The 26,664-nt window shown below is 35.4% G+C and carries 25 protein-coding genes and 1 pseudogene; 3 read left to right on the top strand and 23 right to left on the bottom strand.

Translation table 11 applies throughout. From position 1 onward, the window contains the following. The 4 genes and pseudogenes from FFM55_RS08085 to FFM55_RS08070 form a co-directional block, all read right to left on the bottom strand. Nucleotides 1–582: NADP-dependent oxidoreductase (locus FFM55_RS08085; RefSeq protein ID WP_137600859.1), on the bottom strand; the 582-nt coding region annotated here is incomplete at its 3' end. Nucleotides 583–687: 105 nt separating this feature from the next. Then, nucleotides 688–1,532 (bottom strand): annotated as a pseudogene (locus tag FFM55_RS08080) (PhzF family protein). A 112-nt stretch (nucleotides 1,533–1,644) separates the two neighbouring features. Continuing rightward, nucleotides 1,645–1,974 carry a DMT family transporter gene (locus FFM55_RS08075; RefSeq protein WP_137600858.1) on the bottom strand — a complete coding sequence of 110 codons (330 nt, stop codon included), beginning with the start codon at nucleotides 1,972–1,974 and terminating at the stop codon, nucleotides 1,645–1,647. Between the two features lie 238 nt (nucleotides 1,975–2,212). After that, entirely contained in the window at nucleotides 2,213–2,467 is a 255-nt protein-coding gene (locus FFM55_RS08070) for a hypothetical protein (protein ID WP_042494151.1), read from the bottom strand. Between the two features lie 202 nt (nucleotides 2,468–2,669). On the opposite strand from FFM55_RS08070, the gene FFM55_RS08065 reads away from it, so the two are divergent. Further along, the gene (locus FFM55_RS08065) at nucleotides 2,670–3,035 is read left to right on the top strand and encodes a TIGR02328 family protein (RefSeq protein WP_042494154.1); all 366 of its coding nucleotides are present in this window, start codon (nucleotides 2,670–2,672) and stop codon (nucleotides 3,033–3,035) included. A gap of 79 nt (nucleotides 3,036–3,114) precedes the next feature. Here the strand turns inward: FFM55_RS08065 and FFM55_RS08060 are convergent, their stop codons facing one another. From FFM55_RS08060 to FFM55_RS08045, 4 genes are all read right to left on the bottom strand, one after another. Continuing rightward, on the bottom strand, nucleotides 3,115–3,435 hold the full coding sequence (locus FFM55_RS08060) for a DMT family transporter (protein WP_137600857.1): 321 nt from the start codon (nucleotides 3,433–3,435) through the stop codon (nucleotides 3,115–3,117). 515 nt (nucleotides 3,436–3,950) lie between these two features. Beyond that, nucleotides 3,951–4,592, bottom strand: coding sequence for a nicotinamide riboside transporter PnuC (gene pnuC, locus FFM55_RS08055; protein ID WP_228180005.1), 642 nt, complete (start codon nucleotides 4,590–4,592; stop codon nucleotides 3,951–3,953). A 194-nt stretch (nucleotides 4,593–4,786) separates the two neighbouring features. After that, nucleotides 4,787–5,749, bottom strand: a complete 963-nt coding sequence (locus FFM55_RS08050) for a beta-galactosidase small subunit (RefSeq protein ID WP_042494167.1) — start codon at nucleotides 5,747–5,749, stop codon at nucleotides 4,787–4,789. After that, on the bottom strand, nucleotides 5,727–7,622 hold the full coding sequence (locus tag FFM55_RS08045; protein WP_042494170.1) for a glycoside hydrolase family 2 TIM barrel-domain containing protein: 1,896 nt from the start codon (nucleotides 7,620–7,622) through the stop codon (nucleotides 5,727–5,729). The genes FFM55_RS08050 and FFM55_RS08045 overlap by 23 nt, the downstream gene beginning before the upstream one ends. Before the next feature lie 238 nt (nucleotides 7,623–7,860). Between FFM55_RS08045 and FFM55_RS08040 the strand changes: the two genes are divergently transcribed. After that, entirely contained in the window at nucleotides 7,861–8,049 is a 189-nt protein-coding gene (locus FFM55_RS08040; RefSeq protein ID WP_042494172.1) for a hypothetical protein, read from the top strand. Nucleotides 8,050–8,126: 77 nt separating this feature from the next. Here the strand turns inward: FFM55_RS08040 and polA are convergent, their stop codons facing one another. Continuing rightward, nucleotides 8,127–10,826, bottom strand: coding sequence for a DNA polymerase I (polA, locus tag FFM55_RS08035; RefSeq protein ID WP_042494175.1), 2,700 nt, complete (start codon nucleotides 10,824–10,826; stop codon nucleotides 8,127–8,129). A 254-nt stretch (nucleotides 10,827–11,080) separates the two neighbouring features. On the opposite strand from polA, the gene FFM55_RS08030 reads away from it, so the two are divergent. Then, nucleotides 11,081–11,932 carry an aldo/keto reductase gene (locus FFM55_RS08030; RefSeq protein ID WP_042494179.1) on the top strand — a complete coding sequence of 284 codons (852 nt, stop codon included), beginning with the start codon at nucleotides 11,081–11,083 and terminating at the stop codon, nucleotides 11,930–11,932. A 73-nt stretch (nucleotides 11,933–12,005) separates the two neighbouring features. On the opposite strand, the gene FFM55_RS08025 is transcribed toward FFM55_RS08030, so the two are convergent. From FFM55_RS08025 to FFM55_RS09855, 14 genes are all read right to left on the bottom strand, one after another. Next, nucleotides 12,006–12,725, bottom strand: a complete 720-nt coding sequence (locus tag FFM55_RS08025; protein ID WP_042494182.1) for a Bax inhibitor-1/YccA family protein — start codon at nucleotides 12,723–12,725, stop codon at nucleotides 12,006–12,008. 100 nt (nucleotides 12,726–12,825) lie between these two features. Then, nucleotides 12,826–14,166 (bottom strand): UDP-N-acetylmuramate--L-alanine ligase, encoded by a 1,341-nt coding sequence (gene murC, locus FFM55_RS08020; RefSeq protein ID WP_042494184.1) that lies wholly within the window; start codon nucleotides 14,164–14,166, stop codon nucleotides 12,826–12,828. A 106-nt stretch (nucleotides 14,167–14,272) separates the two neighbouring features. Further along, complete coding sequence (locus FFM55_RS08015) at nucleotides 14,273–14,632, bottom strand: hypothetical protein (protein ID WP_042494187.1); 360 nt, start codon at nucleotides 14,630–14,632, stop codon at nucleotides 14,273–14,275. Nucleotides 14,633–14,644: 12 nt separating this feature from the next. Next, complete coding sequence (gene ytpR / locus FFM55_RS08010; protein WP_137600856.1) at nucleotides 14,645–15,283, bottom strand: YtpR family tRNA-binding protein; 639 nt, start codon at nucleotides 15,281–15,283, stop codon at nucleotides 14,645–14,647. Between the two features lie 31 nt (nucleotides 15,284–15,314). Next, nucleotides 15,315–16,388, bottom strand: a complete 1,074-nt coding sequence (pepA, locus tag FFM55_RS08005) for a glutamyl aminopeptidase (protein ID WP_137600855.1) — start codon at nucleotides 16,386–16,388, stop codon at nucleotides 15,315–15,317. Between the two features lie 21 nt (nucleotides 16,389–16,409). Next, on the bottom strand, nucleotides 16,410–17,045 hold the full coding sequence (udk, locus tag FFM55_RS08000; protein WP_042494195.1) for a uridine kinase: 636 nt from the start codon (nucleotides 17,043–17,045) through the stop codon (nucleotides 16,410–16,412). Nucleotides 17,046–17,067: 22 nt separating this feature from the next. Further along, on the bottom strand, nucleotides 17,068–18,438 hold the full coding sequence (locus FFM55_RS07995; protein ID WP_042494199.1) for a sensor histidine kinase: 1,371 nt from the start codon (nucleotides 18,436–18,438) through the stop codon (nucleotides 17,068–17,070). Between the two features lie 18 nt (nucleotides 18,439–18,456). Beyond that, entirely contained in the window at nucleotides 18,457–19,170 is a 714-nt protein-coding gene (locus FFM55_RS07990; protein WP_042494203.1) for a response regulator transcription factor, read from the bottom strand. Nucleotides 19,171–19,295: 125 nt separating this feature from the next. Then, nucleotides 19,296–20,513, bottom strand: coding sequence for an MFS transporter (locus tag FFM55_RS07985; RefSeq protein ID WP_137600854.1), 1,218 nt, complete (start codon nucleotides 20,511–20,513; stop codon nucleotides 19,296–19,298). Nucleotides 20,514–20,618: 105 nt separating this feature from the next. After that, on the bottom strand, nucleotides 20,619–21,752 hold the full coding sequence (gene rpoD, locus FFM55_RS07980) for an RNA polymerase sigma factor RpoD (protein ID WP_137600853.1): 1,134 nt from the start codon (nucleotides 21,750–21,752) through the stop codon (nucleotides 20,619–20,621). Nucleotides 21,753–21,762: 10 nt separating this feature from the next. Beyond that, nucleotides 21,763–23,634, bottom strand: coding sequence for a DNA primase (gene dnaG / locus FFM55_RS07975; protein WP_137600852.1), 1,872 nt, complete (start codon nucleotides 23,632–23,634; stop codon nucleotides 21,763–21,765). A 419-nt stretch (nucleotides 23,635–24,053) separates the two neighbouring features. Next, nucleotides 24,054–25,085, bottom strand: coding sequence for an IS30 family transposase (locus FFM55_RS07970; protein WP_137600851.1), 1,032 nt, complete (start codon nucleotides 25,083–25,085; stop codon nucleotides 24,054–24,056). A gap of 351 nt (nucleotides 25,086–25,436) precedes the next feature. After that, nucleotides 25,437–25,640, bottom strand: a complete 204-nt coding sequence (locus FFM55_RS07965) for a hypothetical protein (protein ID WP_137600850.1) — start codon at nucleotides 25,638–25,640, stop codon at nucleotides 25,437–25,439. Nucleotides 25,641–26,279: 639 nt separating this feature from the next. Further along, the coding region (locus tag FFM55_RS09855; protein ID WP_170999678.1) for an LPXTG cell wall anchor domain-containing protein at nucleotides 26,280–26,664 on the bottom strand (385 nt) is incomplete at its 5' end.

The following is a 26,664-nucleotide window of genomic DNA, read 5'->3' as shown; positions in this document are numbered from 1 at the left end:
TACTAAATCCGCACCTAACGACTTCACAAATTCAGTGTTATTTTCACTAGCAGTAGTAGCAACAAAAGCGCCAAATATTTTTGCTAATTGGATTGCAAAAATGCCTACGCCACCTGCACCACCTTGGATAAGTATTTTTTGGCCAGCTTCTAAATTAAGTTGTCTTAACATTTGTAAAGCTGTTAAACCTGCTAGTGGAACTGCAGCAGCTTCTTCAAAACTAATATTTTCAGGCTTTAGCGCTAATTTATCATCTTTTACAGCAGTATATTCTGCATATGAGCCATTCCGCCCAATAGGATCAATATCTGGCCGGGCAAATACTTTATCTCCAATTTTAAACTCCGTGACTTTGTCACCTACCGCAACAATTTCCCCTGCAACGTCCCATCCTAAGACTACAGGAAACTGCCAATGAAACATTGATTGAAGTAAACCCTGACGAGCTTTGTAATCAATTGGATTTATACTACTTGCAACATTTTTAACTAATACCTCATCCTTTTTTAGGACAGGTTTATCTATTTCAGTAACTTCAAATTGAGTTGCATCACCATATTCTTTTATAATAACAGCTTTCATTAATTTTCTCCTAACCTCAAAATCCTTGGTAACCATGAAAAACAAGGCATAACGCCACTTCTTATTTTGGCTAGTGTTAAAGATTAACGTTCAAGTTCACCAATCCTAAACAAGTAACTGTTTTGTTTCGCAATAATAACCTCTACCACCAGCAAAGATACCTGTAATATTACTTTCTTGGTCATGGTGTAATTGTACGAATATTTCTGAAGGTGAATGCAAAGAATACCCTTGATTAAACACGTACATATCTTGTTGTAAATAATTATGCGTATATAAGTAACCAGCTACAGCACAACTTGATGTTCCTGTCGCTGACTCTTCATCAATATCATATAATGGTGCATAATTTCGGCATACAATACGATCCTCTTGTACTGTATACAAATGCATACCAATGACATCATATTTCTCACTAATATCTTTAATTTTATCGAAGTTTGGTTGTAATTTATGCAATGTTTGTTCTGATTTTATAGGTACTAAGATATCTTTCAATCCTGTTGAAACAATTTGAATCGGGTATTTTCTATCAATAGAATCAACGTTAAAACATTCGGCTAATTCTTCTGGCAACAATTCTTCATAAAAGGCAGGTTTATTCTGTTGCATAAAAATCACTGAATCTTTAACATTAATCACTAAAATACCACTATTAGTTTCAATATGATATTGCTCTTTAGTTAACTTATTTAGGTGCATTAATATAACAAAAGTTGCAATAGTTGCATGCCCACACAAGTCTACCTCTTCTTTAGGGGTAAAATATTCTAATTTAAAATCAGCTATTCTAGATTCAGAAACAAAGGCAGTTTCTGCATACCCTAGTTTCCTAGCAACTTCTTTTTTTGAGAAGACATCATCGGTTGATTCATAAAAACAACCCCTGCTTTATTACCACCCGCACCATCTTTACTGAAAGCACTGGCTACATAAACATTGATATTCATTGCACAATCTCCCATTTTTTTACTTAAGGATATCCAAAAACTCTACTAGCAATATAACACTATTATAAATTCTTAAAAAATATTATTTCTAAATCAAAAGCAACCTTACTTTTTAATGCGACTTGCCGAATAAGTTAACAACAACGACACCAGCAACAATTAAGAAAATGCCAATTAATGGGGGGATGTCAACACTTTGTTTAAAAAATACGACACTAACTACGGTCACCAAAATAATGCCTAAGCCGCTCCAAATGGCGTAAGCAATGTAAAGTGGAATATAATGAACGGTAAGTGACAACATATAAATGGCGATGCCAAAACATAGAATACAGATCAGAGTTGGCTTCAATTTGGTGAATCCCTCGGTACTAACGACCATATTTGAGCCAATGATCTCAGAAATAATAGCAATGATCAAATATAAATATCCTGCATACATAAAATATTCTCCTAACAAAAAATTAACACCATCATAGCATATACTTTTTAACAAGAGAACCAGGTATCTTGTATTCAAATTCAATTATGTTTGCCTGTATCAGTAGAATTCGTCATCCAAAATAAAACTGGCCAAAAAAGTGGGTTTTAATCCAACACTTTTTCAACCAGTCAATGACGTGAACTTCCTGTCAATATTTGACCGGTTTAGTACAAGTCTATAAAAATAATGTTAATAATTACTTACCACGTGCGACACGGATAAAAGCAAAATACTCAGATACTGCTAACATCAACAATAGTAATAGACCGATGTAAATTGATGCATATACTGAAATAACGGTCACAACAGTTAAACCAATTGCAGATGTGGTTAGAATTAATGAAAACTTTTGCCATTTAGTCAATTTATCAGTGTCACCCTGAAATGAAATTGCCGTTGCAAAAGCGCCTACAACGATCATAATTCCAAATATAATATGTAAAACAATCATGAAATATACCTCCCTTTTCTCTCATTATACGGGAAAGATACAACAAATTTCAATTTATCATAATAATTATTTCGAATTTAGAAATAAACTTCGCTAATTTAATCAAATTAATGAAATTAATTAGTATAATAGTGAGTACATTGAAAAAACGACTCGTCTTTATCAAGCAAGCATCCCCAAAATCATTAGAAAGGGTATCCCTATGCGCCTATGGCATGAAAACTTACTATCAAAATTACCCCGCCAACAACTATTAGGGCAACATAGAGAATGCTGTGCGTTACGTGGTGGTGGCTGGGGTAAGAAGCATCGGACTGTTGACTATGTATTTACACATTCCCCATATAAACTATTTCAATATCATTCAAAAGTTATGCAGGAAATGCAACGTCGTGGTTATTCGCCTAATTCATTATGGCTGAATCCATTTTATCGTGGTACCAAGGAAGCACCGTATACTTCTTTATTAATAGTACCTACTACAACGCCTATTTATCCCGAACACAATGCCACATATTATCAAGAATGTATTGATAATTTAGCAATGAAAGGAATCAATATACCTTAAAAAGCCTACCAGGTTATGTTTCGTTTCATAACTTGGTAGGCTTTAAATTATCTAACAAAGACGATCTATTTGCCAATTTTTAATAACCGCTAGTTATTTTAATGCCAATAATACCAATCACTAATAAGCCAATGAAAAGCCAAGTTATAGGTGGCAGAACATCCCCAAAAAAGAAAACCCCGACAATAATGGCACCGACTGCCCCAATTCCTGTCCAAATTGGATAAGCTAAACTTAATGGTAGGTGTTTTAATGCCATTGCCAAAAAAAGAAAACTTGCAATCATGCCCACAACTGTTGCACCTGACCAATATAAATTAGTGAAACCATTACTGAGTTTCATGATGCTAGACCAAACAACTTCAAAAACACCAGCCAAAACAAGGTATAACCAAGTCATACAAACCTCCAAAAATAAAAAGGCAATCATTAACTTATCTTCAATGACCTAATGATAAGTTAATGATTGCCTAAACGACAAGTTCCCGGTGGAACGTTTATTATTTATGTAAGCTTAACACATTTTTGAAATGAAGTTTAGTCATATTCATTAAAATTTTGAATATATTTATTCATTACATAAATAAAATGTACCTATATTGCCTCTTGACAACATAGGTACACCTTGTAGTAAAAATATAGGTAGATTTCCATCCACCTACAGTAGTTATCATAGTGACCAAATATTAAAACAATCTATAATTAAACGTTTTTCTACTATTTTCTTTAAATATCACGAAAAGAGTGCGTATCTATCTGATCTTATCGCATTTAATTTTAACAACCTGACATCTTAGTGTTGAAAACTACATGTTCTGGTGTTATTATAATTATGTAATAGAGTCCCATTTCTAATTACAAAAAGCGTCTAACCAAGCCAAGGGTTAGACGCTTTTACTATTTATAATAATGCCCTTATTTATTCTGCTTCCCACTCCAGATTGACCAAAATCGACCATATAGAGCCGTTACTAAGTAGAATGCCATTGTTAATAACATTGGTAATGAACTAGCTGAATAACCAGCAAAGAGTGCTGAAATCCATAAGCAGATATTAACAAAGTCTGACAATAGCCATAATGTATATGAATCACCATAACCCATAAATACATAAATTGAGGCTGTTGCACCAATAATCAAGACAATTGCATCCCAAACTGGGTTCGTATCACCTAGGTGTGTATAAATCCAAATAACGGGTACCCATAGTAATAGCATCACAGCAAGTGTAATGACCCAACCACGAATATGTAAGAATTTTACACCGTCTACAATACGATGACCCCAGGTTTTCCAAGTCATAATTAACGGCAAATCAATTAATAGAATAAAAACAAATTGATCCAAGACAGAAGCATAATGTCCGGCCTGCCAATTAATATAAATATAACCTAGTGCGCTGATTAACCCCAATAAACCATTAATAGGTTTACCAATCATCATATAAACTGTACATGCTGAACCCAATAAGGTTGCAAACAATGTAATGACTGATAATAATGTGATTGGATTACTTAAGAAAAGTGCTAGTTGTACACCAAAAATAAATGCCAGCATAATGCTACCGGCTGTGTTAATTGATGTTATTTCTCGATAAAGCCACCTAAAATATGCCAATTTCTTCTACCTCTTTCTTTTTGAACACAGTTTCATATTGTAACAGATATTTTAGGACACTTGGTGAATTTTTTTTGCATTTAAAAAAGCCATGTCGTTTTTTACCGTCAACATAGCTTTTAATCATTTTTAATTTATTTTGGTTGAATAACAAATTCAAATACATGGTCAGCCGTTGCATCAATATGGTACGGTTGTTGCACATCAGTCCCCCAACTGTCAATACCACCAACACCACGAACGGCACCATAAATAGTGACGACGGTTCTTCTTGGTGCTGGTAATTCTTCCATATGCGTGGCGTTTTCTAATTCAAGCGCTGAATATGGCAAAGCCGAAAATGCGAATTTCTCTTTTGTTTGGGCGAATGTCAAATATTGCGTTACTTTTGAAAAATCAGCGTTGTTCAAAGATGTTGATCGTGCAATTGATACCTGTGATGTTTGCATATGCATGCCCATTTCTTGTGGCACCATATAAGGCGTTAATGGTAAGCCATTAACTTCGTATGTACCAAGACGACCACCTGCCATACGGTCAGGATAAGTTTCACCTGATAGGCCATCATAACGATAACCATCAGCTAACGTTGGCATAACAAAACGTAAGCCTAATGTTGGTAATTCTGGCAAATTTTCATGACCAGTATAGGCAACACAAATCGTTAATACACCATCATGAGCGATTGTATAAGTTACTTTAACCGTTGTTTGTGGTACAGTTGCTGTTAAAAATGTATAGGTTAATGATACCGTATCGGCAAACTCCTCAGTTGAAAAACGATTATTGCCTGGTGCAATAGGCTGACCTAGTTCTTGACCGTCGACATTAACATTCACATCTGTTGCTTCAGTAAACATATCTGCACCTAACCACATGGCCGATTTAGTAGAAAAATGACTACCACGATCATTGTCAGTCGTAGCACGCCAAAAAGTTAGTTTAGGTACCCGATACAGCCACTCTTTACCAGCAACCTGCAAAGATTCCAAGCCACCTTTTTCGTAACTAAACAAGTAATGATAATTAGCACCTTTAATTCCTAATGAACCATCACCATAAACGACTTGTAGTTTATTCGTTGTCGTAGCGTCCATAATAGTAGCTTACCTCCTGCATTGCTGGTTTAGGTTGACGGGTTGCAAAGACAATCCCATTACCAGAAAATTCATAGTCTGAATGGCGTTCGTCAAAGTCACCCCCATAGCGAATAACTTGTTGCCCCGTTACTTCATCAGTGACATATAGAGCTTGATCAATATAGTCCCAAATGAAACCCCCTAGATACGTATCAAATTTATCAAACAACTGCACGTATTCATCAAAGCCACCAACGGAATTACCCATACTATGCATATATTCGCAGTTTAAGTATGGTTTCTTAGGGTTATTAGCTAGATACTCGGCAATTTCATTGGGATGAGCGTACATGCGACTCTCGACGTCTGAAATACGATCCTCGTCAACACGATTTTGGAAAACACCTTCATAATGTGTTAATCGTGAATCATCCATTGATTTGAAATATGCATCCATTGCAGCAATATTATCACCGGTATATGATTCATTACCCAATGACCAGAATAAAATAGATGGATGATTCTTAAATTGTTCAAAATTAGATTTTGCACGATCCATGACAACATCTAACCACTCTGGAATTGAACCTGGCACATTGTAAGAAGGTTCTACTGCCCCCATTTTCTGCCAAGAACCATGTGATTCCAAATTGGTTTCGGCCATCATATAAATACCTGCCTCGTCACACATACCGTACCAAGGTACCTGATTTGGATAATGTGATGTTCTAACGGCATTAATATGATGATCTTTGAAAATTTGAATATCAGCTGCCATCTCAGCCAAACTCACATTACGACCACCTGTTGGGCTCCATTCATGACGATTAACGCCATTCAAATGCAAGGGCACATTATTCAATGTGACTTGGTTTTGGTCATTTTTAACTAAACGACGGAAACCAAATTCATAAGGTGCGACTGCAACAACTTGTTGTTTTGCATCAAAAATCGTCACGGTTAACGTATATAAATTAGGTTGCTTGTGTGACCATAACTGAATCTCATCAAAAATCTCATGTGCTAGTGTCGTTGTTGTATTAGCCGCCACTGACTTATCTAATACAACTATTCCTTTTGGATCATTAACAACGATTTGGGCATGTGCACCAGCTAGTTCACCAGCAAGTGTTAAGGTAACGGAGAAGTCACCATGTTGCAAATCAGCACTCACAACTGGCTTAATGTGCACATCAACAACATTCACTGCAGGGATAGCTATTAAACGCACACTGCGGAAAATCCCTGAAAAACGGAACATATCTTGATCTTCAATAAAGGCTGCTGTGCTGTATTTAAATACTTCCACGGCCAATTTGTTTTCACCAACTTGTAAATAAGGTGTTAAATCGAATTCAGCCCGTGAAAAACTATCTTCTGAATAACCAACGAATTGGCCATTTAACCATAAATACATGGCTTCTTCGACACCATCAAATTGAATATGCACATCTTGATTGGTGAAATTTTCTGGTAAGGTAAATGTTTTTACATATTGACCGACAGTATTATCATCAGCATCACTGAAAATACCTGGATATGTATTATCTGATCCTAAAGCGTATGGTGGTCGGCGATATGTTTTACCTTCCCATGGATAAAGTGTATTAATATATTGAATTTGGTCATAATTTTGCAATTCAATGTGTCCAGGCACCTGAATCTCATTAAACTGCTCAGTACTAAAATCTAATTGTTCAAAATTAAGTAATCTTTGTTCTGGTGTATTAGCAAAATTAAATTGCCAAGTACCATCTAAGCTTTTAATTAGACTTGATGATTTTTGTGTTGCTTCTGCTGCTGAGCGATAAACAGTATGATCGCTGTGAGCTGGTAATTTGCCAACTCTAAAGACAGTCGGGTCATCTAACCATTCTAAATTTGCTATCATCGTAGCTCCCCCTAAAATTAATAGACACGTTTTAATATGCAAACGTTTTCAATATTAATTGTAACGTAATTATAAGTTTCTGTCGTTATCTTTCAAGATAAAATTTATTTTAAGTTGGACACGTCGCTTTTCAGCTTTGATTTGTACTAAGCATGATATTACCCGTATAATAAACTTGTTTGGACATTCATATTAAAAATAAACACAAATATCACTATTTAAAGGAGGATGTCGTCTTATGAAACATAAATTAAATCATAACAATAAACTTATTGCATTAATCATGTTTTTGGGGATGCTCATTACAATTATTGGTATTTTCCTGGATTCGTTTTCGTTGTTCACGATTATGGTAGGACTAGCAATAATTTTATTCAGTGAAGAAATTAGTAAAATTGTTAATCAATTATTTCACAAACAGATATAATTGTTTTATCACAAAAGGGTCGCCAGTTTTCTAAACTGACGACCCTTTTATATTAAATCTAGTTGCATACTTTCATATTATTTTGCATCATACCATGATGCGCCAATATGTGTTGATACTAATAACGGTACTGCTAATTGTACAGCACTATCCATAGTCTTTGAAACTAATTGTTCTAATGCTGCCATTTCATCGGCAGGTGCTTCAAATATTAATTCGTCATGTACCTGCAATAGCATGCGTGCTTTTAGACCTGCTTTTTCAATTGCTGATTGCACGTTAATCATCGCAATTTTAATAATATCTGCAGCTGAGCCTTGAATAGGAGAATTCATAGCAGTGCGTTCTGCAAAAGAACGCGCATTAAAGCGTTTTGCGTTGATATCAGGTAAATAGCGTCTACGATGTGCAATCGTTTCAACATAGCCATTTTCACGTGCTGATGCAATAATTGATTCTGACCAATTTTTAACATCAGGATATTGTTCAAAGTACGTTTCAATAATGGCTTTAGCTTGTTGGCGCGAAACCCCTATATTCTTAGATAGGCCAAAGTCAGAAATACCGTAAACAATCCCAAAGTTCACCGCCTTCGCTTGACGACGAATATTGCCATCAACTGGTTCATCGGCACTGACATCAAAAATACGGCGAGCCGTAGCCGCATGAATATCTTCACCATTAATAAAGGCTGCTTGTAAATTAGCATCCCCCGTAATATGCGCTAATACGCGTAATTCAATCTGTGAATAATCTGCGCTTAGAATTTGCCAATCAGGTTCACTTGGCACAAAAGCTTTACGAATTTGACGACCTTCATCAATACGAACTGGAATATTTTGCAAGTTGGGATCAACTGACGATAAACGACCTGTTTGAGTTAAGGTCTGTAAGTAACGGGTGTGCACTTTTGAATCAGATCCATGAATAACCCGTAAGAGGCCTTCCACGTAAGTTGACTTAATTTTAGCAATTTGACGATAAGCCAGAATTGAAGCTACTATTGGCACATCACCCATTTTTTCTAAGACTTCAACACTTGTTGAATAACCCGTCTTAGTTTTCTTTAGTGGCGTATAGCCCATTTCCTCAAATAAAATAACCCCTAATTGTTTAGGTGATTGGATATTAAACTCATGCCCGGCCTGCTGATAAATGGTTTGTTCTAATTCACTCAAACGTTCTGTTAACTTGCTATCCATCTGCAATAATTGTTGTGCATCAACGGTAATACCCGTAGCTTCCATTTGGGCTAAAATTTGCGTTAATGGCAATTCAATATTACGATACAAGTCAAGTTGTTCATGTTCGGTTAATTTTTTAAGCAACGGTTCTGCTAATAAGCCAATTGCCATTGCTTTACGTCCTAGATGTTCAAATAAATCGGCATCAACTTCTGGAATAGCAAACTTAGCTCCCTTACCATAAACCTCTTCATCGGTTTGAACAGCATAGTAATCATTATCATGTGCTAATGCCCCTAAGTCATCATTATTGTCATTAGTATCTAATAAGTACGATACCAACAACAAATCAAACCGTACATTGGTTAATTTAATACCTAAACGATGTAAACTAACAGATAATTCCTTAGCATTAAAAACATTTTTAGCAACGTTTGTGCTTTCTAAAATAGCTTTAATTGGTGAATCCTGTACTAATAATTCAATATCGCGACTTGCAAAGTATCCTTTATTTTGATTACCTATCACAAAACCAACCGGATTAGCAGTGTGGTAATTAGCGTCATCTAATTCAAGATAAAAATCAACAGTGTCGGTCAATTGACTAACATGATCCATATTCGCACTCGTTAATTTAGTCATATTAAGCGTGGTATTGCTGAAATTAAAAGTGCCCGCCTCAGAATGATTATTTGTTGGAATGGTGTAGCCTTGATTAGCTAACTTCACTAGCTGTGCTTTAAAATCAAGATGTTGGTAAAAAGGAATGATATTTTCGTAATCTGGTCCCTTGTATGCCAAATCCTCTAAGCTAATGGTTACCGGTGCATCTGTTCGAATTCGTGCTAAATCACGAGACATTAATGCATCTTCTTTACCATTAATCAGCTTTTCTTTTTGTTTTGAAGTCTTCATCTCATCGATGTGTTCATACATCTCTGGAATTGAATTATATTGTTTAATCAACTTTAGAGCTGTTTTAGGCCCTATTCCAGCTACCCCAGGGTAATTATCACTTGTGTCCCCTTGTAGCCCTTTAATTTCAACAATATGCTTCGGTTGCAGGCCGTCATAAGTTTCCGCTACTAATGCAGGTGTGTAATGATCAATTTCAGATATACCTTTTTTTGTCACCCAGACGGTTACATCATCTGATACTAGTTGGGTCATATCTCGATCACCCGTAACGATTGTGACGGCATAGCCAGCTTGTTCACCTTTTTTCGCCATGGTACCAATAATATCGTCTGCTTCATAATCCGCTAATTCATATGATTTTATTCCATGTAGTGTGACCATTTCTCGTAATGGTTCAAATTGTTCAACTAATTCTAGTGGCGTTTTATCACGATTACCTTTATAATTATCAAATTTACCAGTTCTAAAAGTTGTCTTACCAGCATCCCAGGCTACTAAAGCCAAGTCTGGTTGAAAAGGATCAACGATACCATCGATTAGGTTATTAAAACCAACCAAAGCATTTGTATGTAGACCTTCATGATTAACAAATCGGTCGACTTGATTAATTAAGGCGTAAAATGCCCGAAAAGCTAATGAGTTACCATCAATTAAAAGTAAAGTTGGTTTTGCCATGTTCATCTCATTTCTGGGGATGTCCCCGCGTTTTCTCTATCTATCAGTTTAGCAGAGTTCAAATATTGATAACAACATTTAACTATAAAAACATTAACTCAAAATGATTATTACTTTGCTCGTAAAAATTGACTTCTTCTCAATTTTTTATTAGCATTGAAAAAAGAAAGCGTTTTCAACGTTGCGATTATCAGTTTTATACACAGCAAAAACGCGGTAAAAATAAATGTACTAATCATGAAAGGTAGGTTTTTATGCAAATACCTAGTATAACATTACGAAATGGACTAGAGTTGCCCGCAATCGGTTTTGGTACCGGTGACGTAAAAGGCGCTAGTGGTCTGACAACACTTGATGCTGCCATTAATAATGGCTATCGCTTGATAGACACAGCCTATAATTATGAAAACGAAGGTACTGTTGGTCAAGCAATTAAGCGTTCTAGCTTACCACGTGAAGAATTATTAATATCTTCTAAGCTACCTGGACGTCATCACAAATATAAGAACGCGATTACAGCCATTCAAGAATCACTCTATCGAGCTGGTCTTGACTACTATGACCTATACTTAATTCACTGGCCAAACCCTATGCGTGGTGAATACGTTGAAGCATGGCAAGCACTGCTTGATGCTAAACGCTTTGGCCTTGTACGCTCTGTCGGTGTATCAAACTTTTTACCTGAACATTTGGACAAACTACAAGCTGAAACTGGTGAATTACCAGAAATCAATCAAATTGAATTACATCCATTGTTTAGTCAGCCTGAATTACGACAATATGATCGTGAACATGGCATTATCACGGAAGCTTGGAGTCCGCTCGGTGGTCATGATTTAGAATTAAGCCAGCCAATTCGTGAATTACCACTAATTAAAAATTTGGCTGATAAATATCACAAAAATAGTGGCCAAATTATTTTACGTTGGGAACATCAATTAGGTGTCTTACCATTGCCGTTATCACACAATGCTAAGCGTCAAGCACAAAACTTGGATATCTTCGACTTTTCATTGACTGATGAAGAAGTCAATGAAATCTGTGCTTTAGACAAGGCGGATGCGCGCGTTTCAGAACAAAATCCGTTAACAAATGAAGAGCTATAGGATATACACAAAAAGCAACCAAATTCTTTGCAGATTTGGTTGCTTTTTTCAAATATTCAATTAAGCCTTGTATTTAGTCACGTGAACTAAATGATGTAAACAACTGTAAGATATAGATAAACAAATTAATGAAATCCATATATAAGTTCAAAGCGCCAGATACAGCTATACTTTGAGTCATTTGTGCTGATTTTTCACCATTTTCTAAATATAATGCCTTTAAACGATTCATATCATAAGCTGTCATAACTGCAAAAACTAAAACACCAACGACTGATAAGAAAAAGTATACAACACTATTAAAGAAAAATAGGTTGATAATACCACCAATAATCAAAGCAATCAATGACCCAAACAAAATTGATGATAGTGATGCCAATGACTTTTTCGTGAAATACCCATATGCAGCCATACCAACAAACAAGAATGATGTTGTTAGAAAGGCCAAAGCAATCAATCCAAAGTTAACAGTTAAACCAATAACAGTAAATGTAAAGCCGTTTAATACCGCAAAACCCATTAACATACCAAATGCTTGAGCTGGATTTCTATACACACGGCTTGAAAATAGCCAAACAAAGCCCATCATAATACCAAAAATAATTAATGATGAGATTGGACTACTAAAGATACGAACAATTGGTGCCGCAAAGACGGTCGCACCAATATATGCTGTACCAGCAGTAACCATTAGTGCTAATGCCATGTACAAATAAACTTTTTTAAAAAAGTTATTTAGTCCACTAGCATCAGGATTAACTAATCGTGGTTCTTGTTGTTCAAAATTATCCATATCATTACCTCCTACGTTGTGATATATGACAACGGTTTGGTGAATTTTACCAAAAGTATATAAATACCAGTATAACAGAAATACGTATTCGTATAAATCGTTATTGTAAGCTAGTTTGTGTATTAGCTAATAACTTTTCAAATGCAAATTCAGTCATTTGTAAGTCACCAGCTCCCATGAAAATAAAGACACCATCTTCATCTGCTAATAATGGTGATACTTCGGCTGGTGACACAATTCCTGCAAATTTAGCAATTTTCTTACCTAAGTCTGCTGAACAAATTTGACCTGCTTTTTCACGAGCTGAAGCAAAAATTTCCGTTAAAAATACATTATCAGCTAAATTCAAAGCCTTTGCAAAATCATCTTGATAAGCAATTGTTCGAGAGAATGTATGTGGTTGGAAAACAGCTGTTAGTTTACGATCAGGATACTTTTGGCGTGCTGCATCAATTGTTGCCATAATCTCTGATGGATGATGTGCATAATCATCAATAATTGTTACTGGACCGATATGTTTTTCGGTAAAACGACGTTTAACACCTTGAAAAGTTAATAACTCTTCTTGAATTAATGATGTTTCAATTTCTTCAAAGTACGATACAGCAACAACGGCTAATGTATTCAAAACGCCATGTTGACCAAACAAAGGTACTTTGAAATTACCTAGAAATTCATCATGATAGTAGGCATCAAAACTTGACCCTTTAGTTGATCGTTTAATATTATCTGCGTAAAAATCATCAGTTTTTGGATTTGTACCATAATAATACACTGGGACAGAAACCTTAATTTTACGTAATTGTTCGTCATCACCCCATGCAAAAATGCCTTTTTTGACATGATTACCAAAATCTTCAAAGGCACTTCGAACATCATCAATACCCGTATAGTAATCTGGATGATCAAAATCAATATTTGTCATGATGGCATAATCAGGCGTGTAATCTTGGAAATGACGACGGTATTCATCAGCTTCAAAGATAAAGAAACGTGCATTTGGAACACCTTTACCGGTACCGTCTCCAATTAGATATGATGTTGGTGCGATACCTGATAAAACATGGGACAACAAACCAGTTGTTGATGTCTTACCATGGGCACCAGCCACACCAATTGATGTATATTGATTAACTAATTGTTGCACCATATCTGGATATGTCAAAATAGTTAATTGGTCGGCAATTGCTAATGCTGCCGCCACTTCAACTTGATCATCTTCAAATGAATTACCACGAATAACTGTCATGCCAGGTTTAATATTTGTTGCATCAAATGAATATATGGGGATACCTGCTGCCTCTAATGGCTTTTGTGTAAATGTATATTCATCAATATCTGACCCTGATACCTCATAACCTTGGTCATGCAAAATTAGTGCTAATGCACTCATTCCTGAACCCTTGATACCAATAAAATAATAATGAGAAGTCTTGTCCATTTTTCTTATCCATTCTAACGTAAATTGCGTTTATCAAATTTTGTTATTTCCATCTTACCAAAAAAAACACTTGTCTTCATTATATAGACAAATGTTTTTTATATTATTAATCATTAAAGTATTGATTATGATCACGTGCAGCAACACTATCCTCTTCTGAGAGAATATCATCTAAACTTAATCCTAAACCTGTTTTTATCGCTTTAGGTTGTTTAACTTTTTTAGGTGCTTTTTCACGTTTCGTAGACTTTTTAGGTACTACTTTTTTGACATTTGGCTGGATAATTTCAGCTGCTATTGGCCGTGCTTGCGACTTTTTATCAACAACATCAAGACTATCAATTTCATTATCTTGATCAGAAGAAAGCAGAATGTATGTTGTTTTGGCAGCCAACAATTCTGCAACCTGATTATAATAAGTGTGCATTAAATTTTCATAAAAAACAATTGGGCGTTGCATAGGCATTCTACACCACCCTTATTCAAATAATGCTTGCGCTGCAGGTGATTTTGCATCAAATGGTGTACCCACTGGGGCAAAGTCTTCAGGTAAAATTAACGCACCTGGTACTTGGGGTGCATTAGGCAATTTTAACTCACGACCAGAGCTAATCATACCATTTGACTTAACGCCACGTAATGCGCCTGGCCAAATAATTAAACCTGATGGCATCATTGCACCAACTTTAGCAACAACGACCTTAATTCCTTGTTTCATATTAGGTGAACCTGACACAATTTGTACACGTTCATCATTATCGACAACAGTTGTTGTTACTTGTAAGTGATCAGAATCAGGATGTGGTTCTACAGATTCTACATAACCAACAACAAATTTAGGTTTATCATCAACAGTCAATGTTGATGTAAAACCAGCTGCTGTAATCAAATTATTTAAAATCGTTACTTGGTCTTCAGAAAGAAAAACTTGCCCATTAGCATGGGTTAGATCCAATGATTGGCTAATATTGATAAAATTATAGCCAATAACCTCGTCATTTGTGTTAATAAATTGGACAACGTTTCCTTGTCGTGAAAAAGTATATTCTGTTCCTTGTTGGGTTAAGACAATTAAATTATCACCCATTCCAGCGGGATTATAGCTAGCAATTAGCATGCTGTCAATTCTCCTTTTTTAATTAATTATTTTAATCACCATAAATAATATCATTTACGGTACTTGCATCTAATTTTTGGGCTAATGTTTCAACTAATGCTTGGGCTGCTTGAAAATCAGCAATCGACCAAACTGTTTGATGAGTATGAATATAGCGTGAAGCAACACCTAACGCAACTGAAGGAATCCCGTTATTTTGGGACTGCGCCCCATGAGCATCTGTGCCTCCCTTAGCGACAAAGTATTGCAATGGAATATGGGCATCAAAAGCAGTATCTAAAACAAATTCCTTCAAACGCAATGGCATAATAACACCTGGATCAAATACACGTAGTAATGCACCTTGATCCATCTGACCTTGACCTTGAGCTGAAATCGTATCATCTGCAGCAGAAGAATCAAGTGCAAAGAAAATATCTGGTTTCAATTGATTTACAGCAGGTCCAACACCTCGTAAACCAACTTCTTCCTGCGTATTTGCACCCATAATTAGCGTATTAGGCAATGTTTCATTTTGCAAATTTTCTAAAGCATTTAAAATAGTAACTAATCCAAAGCGATTGTCCCAACTTTTAGATGCCACTCGTTTACCAGTTGCCAACATGGTTGTTGAAACCTTTGGCACAATGAAATCACCAGGTCGTACATTAAATGACTCTGCTTCATCCTTGGATGAAAAACCACCATCAAATAAGATATCTTGAATCTGCGGTGCTCCACTAACGTTTCCTTGACGCAACAAATGCGGTGAAACTGAAGAAGAAACAACAGGATACTGGTTATTACGCGTGAATAATGTAAACCGTTCAGCTGATACCGTATAGGGATTCCATCCACCAACTGGTGCAACCACTAACATACCACGACTTGTAATTTGTGTAACCACAAAGCCCACTTCATCCATATGAGCACCAAACATAATGCGTGGTGCGTGTGCGTCTTGATTATGTTTGATACCGTACAAACCACCCAGTCCATTTTGAACAACTTCATCTACTAGCGGTGAAAGATCTTCTCTGAACGCTTGTCTAATTTGATGTTCTTGGCCAGATGTTCCTTGTAACTCAGTGTATTTAACAATACGATTCCAAATTTTCTCTTCCACTTAATTCACACTTTCTAACAATTATGCCTTGTTTTTATTTAAAATATCTCGAATTTGTGCTTCCAACATCCCAATGCCAACTGTATTTGCGCCACCTTCTGGTAAAATAATATCAGCATACCGTTTTGTTGGTTCCACAAACTGGTGGTACATTGGTTTAACGGTTTCCAAATATTGGTTAACCACAGAATCTACAGTTCGACCACGTTCAACAATATCACGTTGCATCCGACGAATGAAACGTAAATCATCATCAGTATCAACGTAAATTTTAATGTCTAACAAATCACGTAATTTTGCTTCTGTAAACAACAAAACACCTTCTAAAATAATCACATCAGCAGGTTGAATTGTTACTTTTTTAGTTGATCGTGTGTGATTTGTATAATCATATACAGGTTGTTCAATTGTTTTGCGTTCTAATAATTGTTTTAATTGTGAAATTAACAATTCATTATCCAACGAATCTGGATGATCGTAATTAGTCATACGCCGTTCATCCATGTTTTTGTCACTTTGATCGTGATAATAAGCATCTTGTGGAATCATCACAACTGATTCCCCTGCTAAACGTTTAATAATATCTTGGCTAACAGTTGTTTTACCGGACCCAGAGCCTCCCGTAACACCAATTACCATTGGACGTGATATAGACATACTTAGCCTCTTTCTTATTTAATTATTGCAATGGCAAGGTAACTGTAATAGTTGACCCAACACCAACTTGACTTTCTAATTGAATTTGACCTTGCGCTTGTTCCACTAAGTCATTAACAATTGCTAATCCCAAACCAGTTCCTGGTATTGATTTTGTGCGTGACTTATCAATGCGATAAAAACGCTCAAAAACGCGATCTTGTTCATCACTTGGAATGCCCAAGCCTGTATCTTTAACTGCAAATGCTAATTCATTGGCCGTCACCATAGCAGAAACTTTGACGGTACCATCTTGTCGATTATACTTCATGGCATTACCAATTAGATTAGTCAAAATTTGTTCGAAAACGCGTTTATCTTGTTTAATCATTAATGTTTCACTAACGTCATTTTTTAGTGACAAATTCAATTTATCCTTATGCTTTTTGGCATTAAAAATCTTAGTAACCATTTCAAACATATTAAACTCTTGTAATGAATGTGATTGCTCAGGAACCTTAGCCAACGTTAAAATATCATCGGTTAAATCTAATAATCGATTTGTTTCAGATTGAATAATTTCTAAAAATTCCTGCCTGTCAGCAGGATCATTTTGCGCACCACTCAACAGAGTTTCTGTAAAACCGGCAATCGCTGTTAATGGTGTTCGCAATTCATGTGAAGCATTTGCAACAAAGGCTGTTTGCATATCTTTCATTTGAATAACTTCTGTCATATCATATAAAAGAACTAACAACTCATAATGACGTTTTCTAGTTTGATAATAAACAATAGAAACATCCACCATTTTATTTTCAAGTTTCACAAGTTCACGAATTTTTTTCTTTTGTTTCAATGCTTGTTCAAATAATTCCATTAATCGATGATATTTAATAACATTATCGTAATGTGTATTTACTAAGTCACTTGAAACACCTAACAACTTACGTGATTGCTCATTTGCCTGAATAATCTTGCGTTCCGGCGTAATCTGTAAAACCCCCATTGGCATGTTTTCCATCAAAGTTTCCATCGTACTACTTTGTTCTTGCATAATTTTAATACGTTGGCTATTAAGATGTTGGACATTATTAATAGCCGTAGCAAGAGGCGCCAATGAGTCATCAGGATGCATTAAAACGTGTGCTGTGTGCGTATGCGTTGTCTCTAAATCTTGTAATTTTTCAATAAACAAGGCTAAATGTGCATCACGGCGTTGTCGTTGAATTTCGAGTGCCAATGTTGTTGCACCAGACAAAATCATTGATAATAAGATTAAGACATGCCATTTTAAAGTGACATTCTGATCGCCTGTCATCGATGTCAACCATAAAATAAGCCAAATGATAGCAGCGTAGACAAACCAAAAAAGCACAAATCGTTTTGCTGATTCAATTAATTCATCAATATTCATATTTTAATCCTTTCATGTTTATTCATCATGAGAACGATCAAAACGATAACCAAAGCCACGTACTGTTTTTAAATATACTGGATGCTTTGGGTCTAATTCGATTTTATCGCGTAAATGTGATAAATGCATGTCTACCATCCGAGTATCTGGTCCCGAAAATTCATATCCCCAAACACCATCTAAAATCGTTTCACGACTTAAAACACGACCTTCTCGTTCAGCCATATAAGCTAATAATTCGTATTCTTTTGGTGTTAATTTAACAATTTCACCATCAAACTGTACAACCATTTTATCAAAATCAATTGTTAAATTACCAAATGATTGAATTTGTTTAACATTGTTTTCTAATACTGGTTCTTTCTTTTGACTAAAGCGGCGTAAAACAGCGTGCACACGTGCAATGACTTCACGTGGACTAAAAGGTTTTGTAACATAATCGTCAGCACCAATTTCTAAACCAACTACTTTGTCTATTTCATCGTCTAATGCCGTAATCATAATAATTGGAATCTGGTTTTTTTCAGCACGTAGTTCACGTGTTACATCGACACCACTTACTTCCGGCAACATAACGTCTAATAGTACAACATCAATGTCGCCCTCTCGAATAATTTCTAATGCTCGTTTGCCATCTAAAGCTGCAATGACTTCAAAACCAGCTTTTTTTAAGTTATACGTTAGTAAGGTTTGTAATGATGGTTCATCATCAACGACTAAAACTTTTGTCATAAATAAACTCCCGTATCATATATTAACTATTAGTTTACCACGAAAATTCACGAATTTGCGGGTTATTATGAATATAAGAATATACATTTTCCAAAAATAAATGATTATTCATTTATTAGTAAGCCTTATTCCGCTAACTTTTTTTCATGACGTTTACTCAAAACTTTAATTGTCATCATACCACCCAACAACAAAGTACCTAATACAAAGAGTGTCCAAGCCCCCATAATTGAAACACCATACCCTAGCGAAATTGTAATAAGCGGTGCAAATAAATCAGTCGCAAAAAATGAAATACCAAATACACGGCCGAGATATGCTGGTGAACTAGCTTGTTGACGGACAGTATTAATTTTAATAACAAAGGCAGATCTTGCGAATCCATATAAAATAACTAAAATAATAAATACCCAAAGCCGTTGAATAAATGTTGTTAAAATAAACGCTGCACCTAGTAAGTAAAAATCACGGTACATCGAATTAATGGTATTAAAAGTAGGAAACTTAGCCAACAACACACTAACTAAGACACCTGCAACAGCTGCCAATGTTAGCGCTGTTGAATAGCTAGTGGCTGACCCATGATAATTATGCTGAATAAGGTACGGCATTGCTAAAATAAAGCCTTCAAAGAAAAAGTTTGTCCAAATTGTTAATAACATTGATTCAAATAATTTAGGTGATTGTTGTACATATCGAAATCCGTCTACCAAGCTTTTCAAAAATGGTTCTGATTCGCTCGTTTTATCGTTTGGTTCAGGTCGATACTTAATTGCTAAATTAAATAACACCGTTACAAGTAACATTAACCCTAATATTTGTAAAAATGTTTTTAGATTAATCCATTCCAAATGTAATAATAACCCACCAACAAGAGGTCCCAATGCTTGTCCTGTTGAAAAAGCAGCACTTGCCCAGGCATTAAAACTAGCTAAAGAGCGTTTGTTAATAACATTAGGTAGAATTGCACGCGTTGCAGGGTACGAGTATGACACATCAATATTTAATATAAATGTTAGCACAAATAAAATCCAGATTTGTGGTTTGGTGGGATCTATAAAAAAGGATAAACTTAATGCCCCTATCGCACCTAATGTATCTGCACACAATAAAACAATCTTACGATTAAATCGATCAAGAATTGAACCAACAAAAATATCATTTAAAACATACACAACAAATCCAAATCCAGTTAATAAACCTAAAATTTGCGCATTACCATAGCTTGCAACTAAAAACCAGTTCAATCCAAAACGATATACGCCATCCCCAAAAACTGAAGCAAAATTTGATGCCAGCAATGGAAAACTAAAATTTGCTAATTTTGATTGGTGTTCATCCATAGATACACCTCCTTTTTTACAAGTAATAATGACCTTTTATTTAAAAAAAGTGGTTTTAACTATGTAATATAGTCAAACCACTCTATTATTGTCGCTACTTATTGCTTAATCCAAGAAATCACGTAATTGTTTTGAACGTGATGGATGGCGCAACTTACGCAACGCTTTTGCTTCAATTTGTCGAATTCGCTCACGTGTAACGCCAAACACTTTCCCAACTTCTTCTAGTGTTCGGGTACGACCATCTTCAAGTCCGAAACGTAAACGTAAAACATTTTCTTCACGGTCAGTTAGCGTATCTAATACTGACTCTAATTGTTCTTTTAGCATTTGGTACGCAGCCGAATCGGCTGGTGATATGGCTTCATTATCTTCAATAAAGTCACCCAAATGTGAATCATCCTCTTCACCAATTGGTGTTTCCAAAGATACAGGTTCTTGTGCAATCTTTAAAATATCACGAACTTTATCCGTTGGGACATCCATTTCAGCACCAATCTCTTCTGGTGTTGGTTCACGACCCAAATCCTGTAACAAATTACGTTGAATACGGATTAACTTATTGATTGTCTCAACCATGTGTACGGGAATTCGAATAGTACGGGCTTGGTCAGCAATTGCACGAGTAATTGCTTGACGAATCCACCACGTTGCATATGTTGAAAACTTAAATCCTTTACGGTAATCAAATTTTTCAACAGCTTTCATCAAGCCCATATTTCCTTCTTGAATTAAATCAAGGAACTGCATACCACGACCAACATAACGCTTAGCAATAGAAACTACCAAACGTAGATTGGCTTCAGCTAATTCTTGCTTAGCAGTTTCATCACCAGCTTCGATTCTCTCAGCTAGAGAAACTTCTTCCGGCCCAGTTAGCAATGAAACACGACCGATTTCCTTCAAATACATCCGGACAGGATCATTGATTTTCATACCAGTTGGTGCATCGGCAGCTTGTTTAAGTTCCTTTTCTGATAATTTTGTTTTCTTGTTTTCCAAAGTACGTGCAGTTGGCTCACCTTGTTCATCAACAATAGAAATACCAGCTGATTCAATTTTGTCATACAAATCATCAATCTGATCAGCATTTAAACTCATTGGCTTTACAACGGCCTTTTGCAAATCAGTTTCCTTGATTTGCTTATCTTTTTTAAATTCTTTAATAATTCCTTTAACAGCTTTATCAAAGTCGGCCTTATTAAAGGTCGTTTTATCTTGTGTTTTCTTTGCAACCATCATAGACTCCTTAGTGTTTTGTATTTTTATTTTGTTTTTCTTTTAATGCCTCTAAATATGCAACACTTAATTGTGCGACACGTGCCTGATCTTGCAGTTGATTAGCTTCTTTAATATTACGAGATAATTGTCGAATTTTTTCCTCTAGCGGAGCTTCATTATTAATCACATTAATATATGCTAATACTTGTTCACGATCAGTAAATAACTGTGGGTCTACTTCTGCCAATGAAGCTAAAATACGTGTTAACTCTGGCTTTTGTACATAGTCCATAAATGCAGCCATATCATTGATTGGTTCTTGCTGATGCTCTTCACGATATGCCATAGCAATCATAAATAATGTTTCATAAGAGACATCCTGAAACGAAAAACCAACGTAATTTGTGACTTGTAACCAAACATCATTATCATGTAACATCCATGCAAATAAAATTTGCTCTGCTTTCTCAATTCGTGATACATTGCGTTTCACAGTTACGTTACTGGTATTATTATATACCTGTGAACTAGATGTTACCTCTTTTTGTTGCTGGTCACGCTGCTGGTTTGATGGTTGGCGTGCTTGCCGTTGTAATAATAGCGGTCGAATTTGATCTTGTAATGCTTCATAACTTAAATCAAATTCATTTGCGACTTGTCGCAAAAAGCGTTCTCTAATGACTGGCTCTTCAACGGTTGCAATTACGGCAAGTGCATCACTAATATAAGCAAAAAATTCCGTTTGATTATTTAAGTTACGATCAATTTGTAGATAACGCAGATTAAATGTAACCGGATCTTCTATATTATGTGTCAATACTTGCTTAAATGCATCAGCATCATTTGCACGTAGATACTCATCTGGATCTTGATTATCAGGTATATGAATAACTTGTGCTGATAAACGACTATGTTGCGCAATTAAATCCAAAGCACGCTTTGTCGCCTTTTGACCAGCCATGTCCGAATCATACGTAATACTAATCTTATCAGCCAATCGCGATAGTTGTTGTACTTGTTCTATCGTCAGTGATGTTCCCATTGATGCAACACCATTTACAATCCCTGATTGAAATGCTGCTATCACATCCATAAAGCCTTCAAATAAAATAACCGTTTTTTGCTTTTTAATAGTATCCTTTGCTAAATCTAAATTAAAAAGTTCAGCTGATTTATTAAATAATGGACTTTCTGGAGAATTAACATACTTTGGAATATCATCATCATTCGTTAACTTACGTCCTGAAAATGCAATCGGGTGGCCGCTACTATCCCTAATTGTGAATAATACACGATTAGTGAAACGATCATGTAAACTACCATCAGACCACTCAACAAATAATTCCGACTTACGTAATAATTGATAGTCAACTTTCTGTGTTTGAAAATATTCGTATAAAATATTTCCTTCAGGGGCATACCCCAGCATAAATGCATCAATTGTTGATTCATCTAGTCCACGTGCAGTTAAGTACGTTAAAGCCTGTTCACCAGAGTCTGTATTAACCAGTAAATGGTGGTATAACTTAGTCGCTTCAGCGTACAAATCACGTAAAGCTTTTGTTTCTGAATCAACCTGCACATTAGCTTGATTATCCAAATACGAATCATCTATATCTACACCCGCTTGTGGTGCAAGTTTTAGCACTGCTTGTGGAAATGACATGTTTTCAACTTCCATCAAAAAGCTAAACGCATTTCCTCCTCGTCCACAAGAAAAGCAGTGAAAAATCTGTTTTTCTTCATTAACAGAAAATGAAGGTGTACGTTCCTCATGAAAAGGACACTTACCAAACAAATTGCGTCCTTGTTTCTTTAACTGTACATATGGTGAAACAACATCAACAATGTTGACACGTTCACGTACTTCTTCTACAATTTGCTGAGGAATTTTAGCCATAAACATCTCACCTCCATTTCAATCAAAATGAACTTTTCCAGCTTCTATAATTATACGCTTGAATAATTAATATGCAAGTATCTTGTCAACCCCTATGAAATGTTCGAAAGATTGTTATGATAAGGTTCTTAAATTAAAGATTCGGTATTATGTAAACTAAAAAATGTGGGGAATTGTCAAGTTATTAGCTATCAATTTTCCAAAAAATTTTTTAACGACTAGCCGTGCATGCCTTGCCAGCAACCTTTACCCGCTTTATTACATTTTTGTATCTTTTTTTGGTTTGCTTGCTCTGGTTGTCTGCCCATGTTGTGGTTGTCACAATAATTTTTAAAATATAATTATTTACTCACACACTAAAACGACTTGTATTGATTACTATAAAATACAAGTTCAAATAGTAAAAATTAGAATTTTAATTAAGCTAATTGTGACCGATGTTGGCGTTTCTTCTGACGTGCCCGTTGACTTTGCAAAAATTGACCATAACATTGTTGCGGTGTTTGCCACTTTAAGACAGCTTTTGGATAATGGTTAATAATGTCTTGTACCGCTCTTAGTGCCACTAACGTGGTTTTAGTCAGACTTTGCCCTTTGGGAAAGAAACGCCGAATGTCACGATTAATACGTTCAATTCCCCCTTTTTCGGCAGGACTATACGCATGCGTAAAATAAACAGTTACTTGCCATTTTTCAAATAGCATCATGACATCAAGGTTGGTAAACTCATGACCACGGTCCGTAGTGACTGACTGCACTTGATTTGGATGCCGGGTTAAAAATTGTTCAATGGCATCATGCATGGCACTCACGCGTTTACTGTCCAATTTCATTAGCTCCATGTAGCGACTTTTACGTTCATAAAATACCAATAAACTGGCTTTCACCCCTTGAGGTGAATCAATACAATCCATTTCCCAGTGACCAAAATTACGGCGTTGATTAATCGCCTGGGGACGTTGGTCAATACTATGCGCTTGCATAAAATCACTTTCATGATGTGAACGCATCGCTTCGCGCATAGAAACAGGCCGTATATGGTACTTACGTTTTTTATAATTCAAAAGAGCCGGTACTCTTTTTTTTAAATAGCGATATAAAGTGGTTGCTGAAGGCACATTTTTCAAACTGTGCGCAATCATCGGAATGGTCCAGTGTTTTTCTTCAACAGCTTTTTGAACCCGTTTTAAAGCCCCATTTGATGCGTGAAGTTTACCATAGTTGCGATTAATGCGATTCTGGGCAGCTAACCAATCAGCATATTCCGGATCATACGGAATTTTATCTAATGAAACATCAGGTCGCCGCCGATTGTGATGCACTTCATCATAAATTGTCTTGGGCGTTCGCTGCAAACGTAAGGCAATTTGGCGTAAACTAATCTTTTGTTCATAATACCATACATAAATGTAATAACGTTCAGAGCGACTTAAGCGTTTATAAGATTTCATCCGTTTATCTCCTTAACAGGTCAGCTATTTACCCAAATAACAAAAATCTTCTAATTTTATTGATATGAATGTATCACAATTATTTAATTAATGCATAATTGGTAACGTTATTAAAAAAAAACGGCCATAGAATGCGTTTCTCAGCATTGAAATAATACTAAATCAATAAAAAAAGCCGACAAATGCCGACTTTTTTTATTCTTAAACCTTCAAGAATAATCATGTAGTAAAAATACTGGTGTCAATTACTATAACTTTAGTAACTCCCACAAATATAACTCTATAAAATTTTGATTAGTTTTTCAAATAATTTGATTTATAAATTTATATATCACAAATTAGATGACCTTTTTATTCAATATACAAAATATCAGCTAACGGAAAAGGATTAGTATTGTTTGATAGTATTACATTATTGTCCTGATAACCCAGCACTTTACCATGATATAAAGGACTAACTGTTCCCTTATCATCATGATTTTTTAATTGAATCGTCACTGAAAATTGGTGATCAAAGACTTTAAATAGGTATTGACTAATGGCTTCTTCTGACATTTTGATAATATTTGTTAAATAATTTTGTTATTTAAAGTTATATGAATCGAAACAGCAACTAGTGATAGATGAATACTAATTCTTAATACTCTAGTCTGAAACTAAATTATCCTTTACCAACTTGTCCAAATATATAGATAATACTAAATATACAATTGAAACAAAAAATTATCCAATGCCAAGCAGAAATGGTATATTGTGGGAAAATCATTTCCCATACACCTTGTATAACACTAAATAAAATTGCGATTGAAATAAGGCCACTCAATATAATCACCAAATCAATTAAAATATTTTGATGCACTTTTTATTCAGTTCTTCCATCAACATACTCTTTTATTGATTAAAAAAATTATACAAAAATTCATCAACCTCTAGGGGACTATAGCATAAATAGACGATCAATCAATTTACGAGTAACTTTCACAAGCTCAATTGAATAATTTTACGATTTTCACGCTATTTGCAATTCAGCCATAAAAAAGGCCTGTAAGTCTGATAATTCATCAGATTTACAGGCCTTATTTTATGAACCTTTTTAGGTGACTTTACAGATTTAAAACTCTTTGTAACAAGGGTAAACTAACCCCAAAATTTTGATAATATCCTATCTAAAATCAAAGATGCTTAAATCATTATTTAATGTTTTTTATCATTAGATTCTTTTTTTACACCTAGACCCAATAAGCTCAATACAACACTAAATGTTGCTAACAATGTCATTCCTATTGTTTTGGTATCATTTTGCTTAGTATTTATACCAGTTTGTGGCAAAGCAGGTTCACTATTTACAACGGTAGTTGTATCATTTGAATTTTTTTGAGATGGTACCGAATTTACTGCTTGTTCATCAACGGGTTTTCCTTCATTTACAACTGTTGATTCTTCATTAGTGTTTTCTTGTATTACATTATCAGTATCTACATCCGTATCGACCGGATACTTTGGTCCATCTGGATTCTCAGGATCGATTGGCTCACCTGGCTTACCTGGTTCTTCAGGCGTAACGGTTGTCGTCTTGTGC

The organism is Weissella sagaensis, assembly GCF_005405285.1.
GTDB lineage: Bacteria > Bacillota > Bacilli > Lactobacillales > Lactobacillaceae > Weissella > Weissella sagaensis.
The sequence above is the reverse complement of the archived record's forward strand: the minus strand, read 5'-3'. Positions and strand labels throughout refer to the sequence as shown.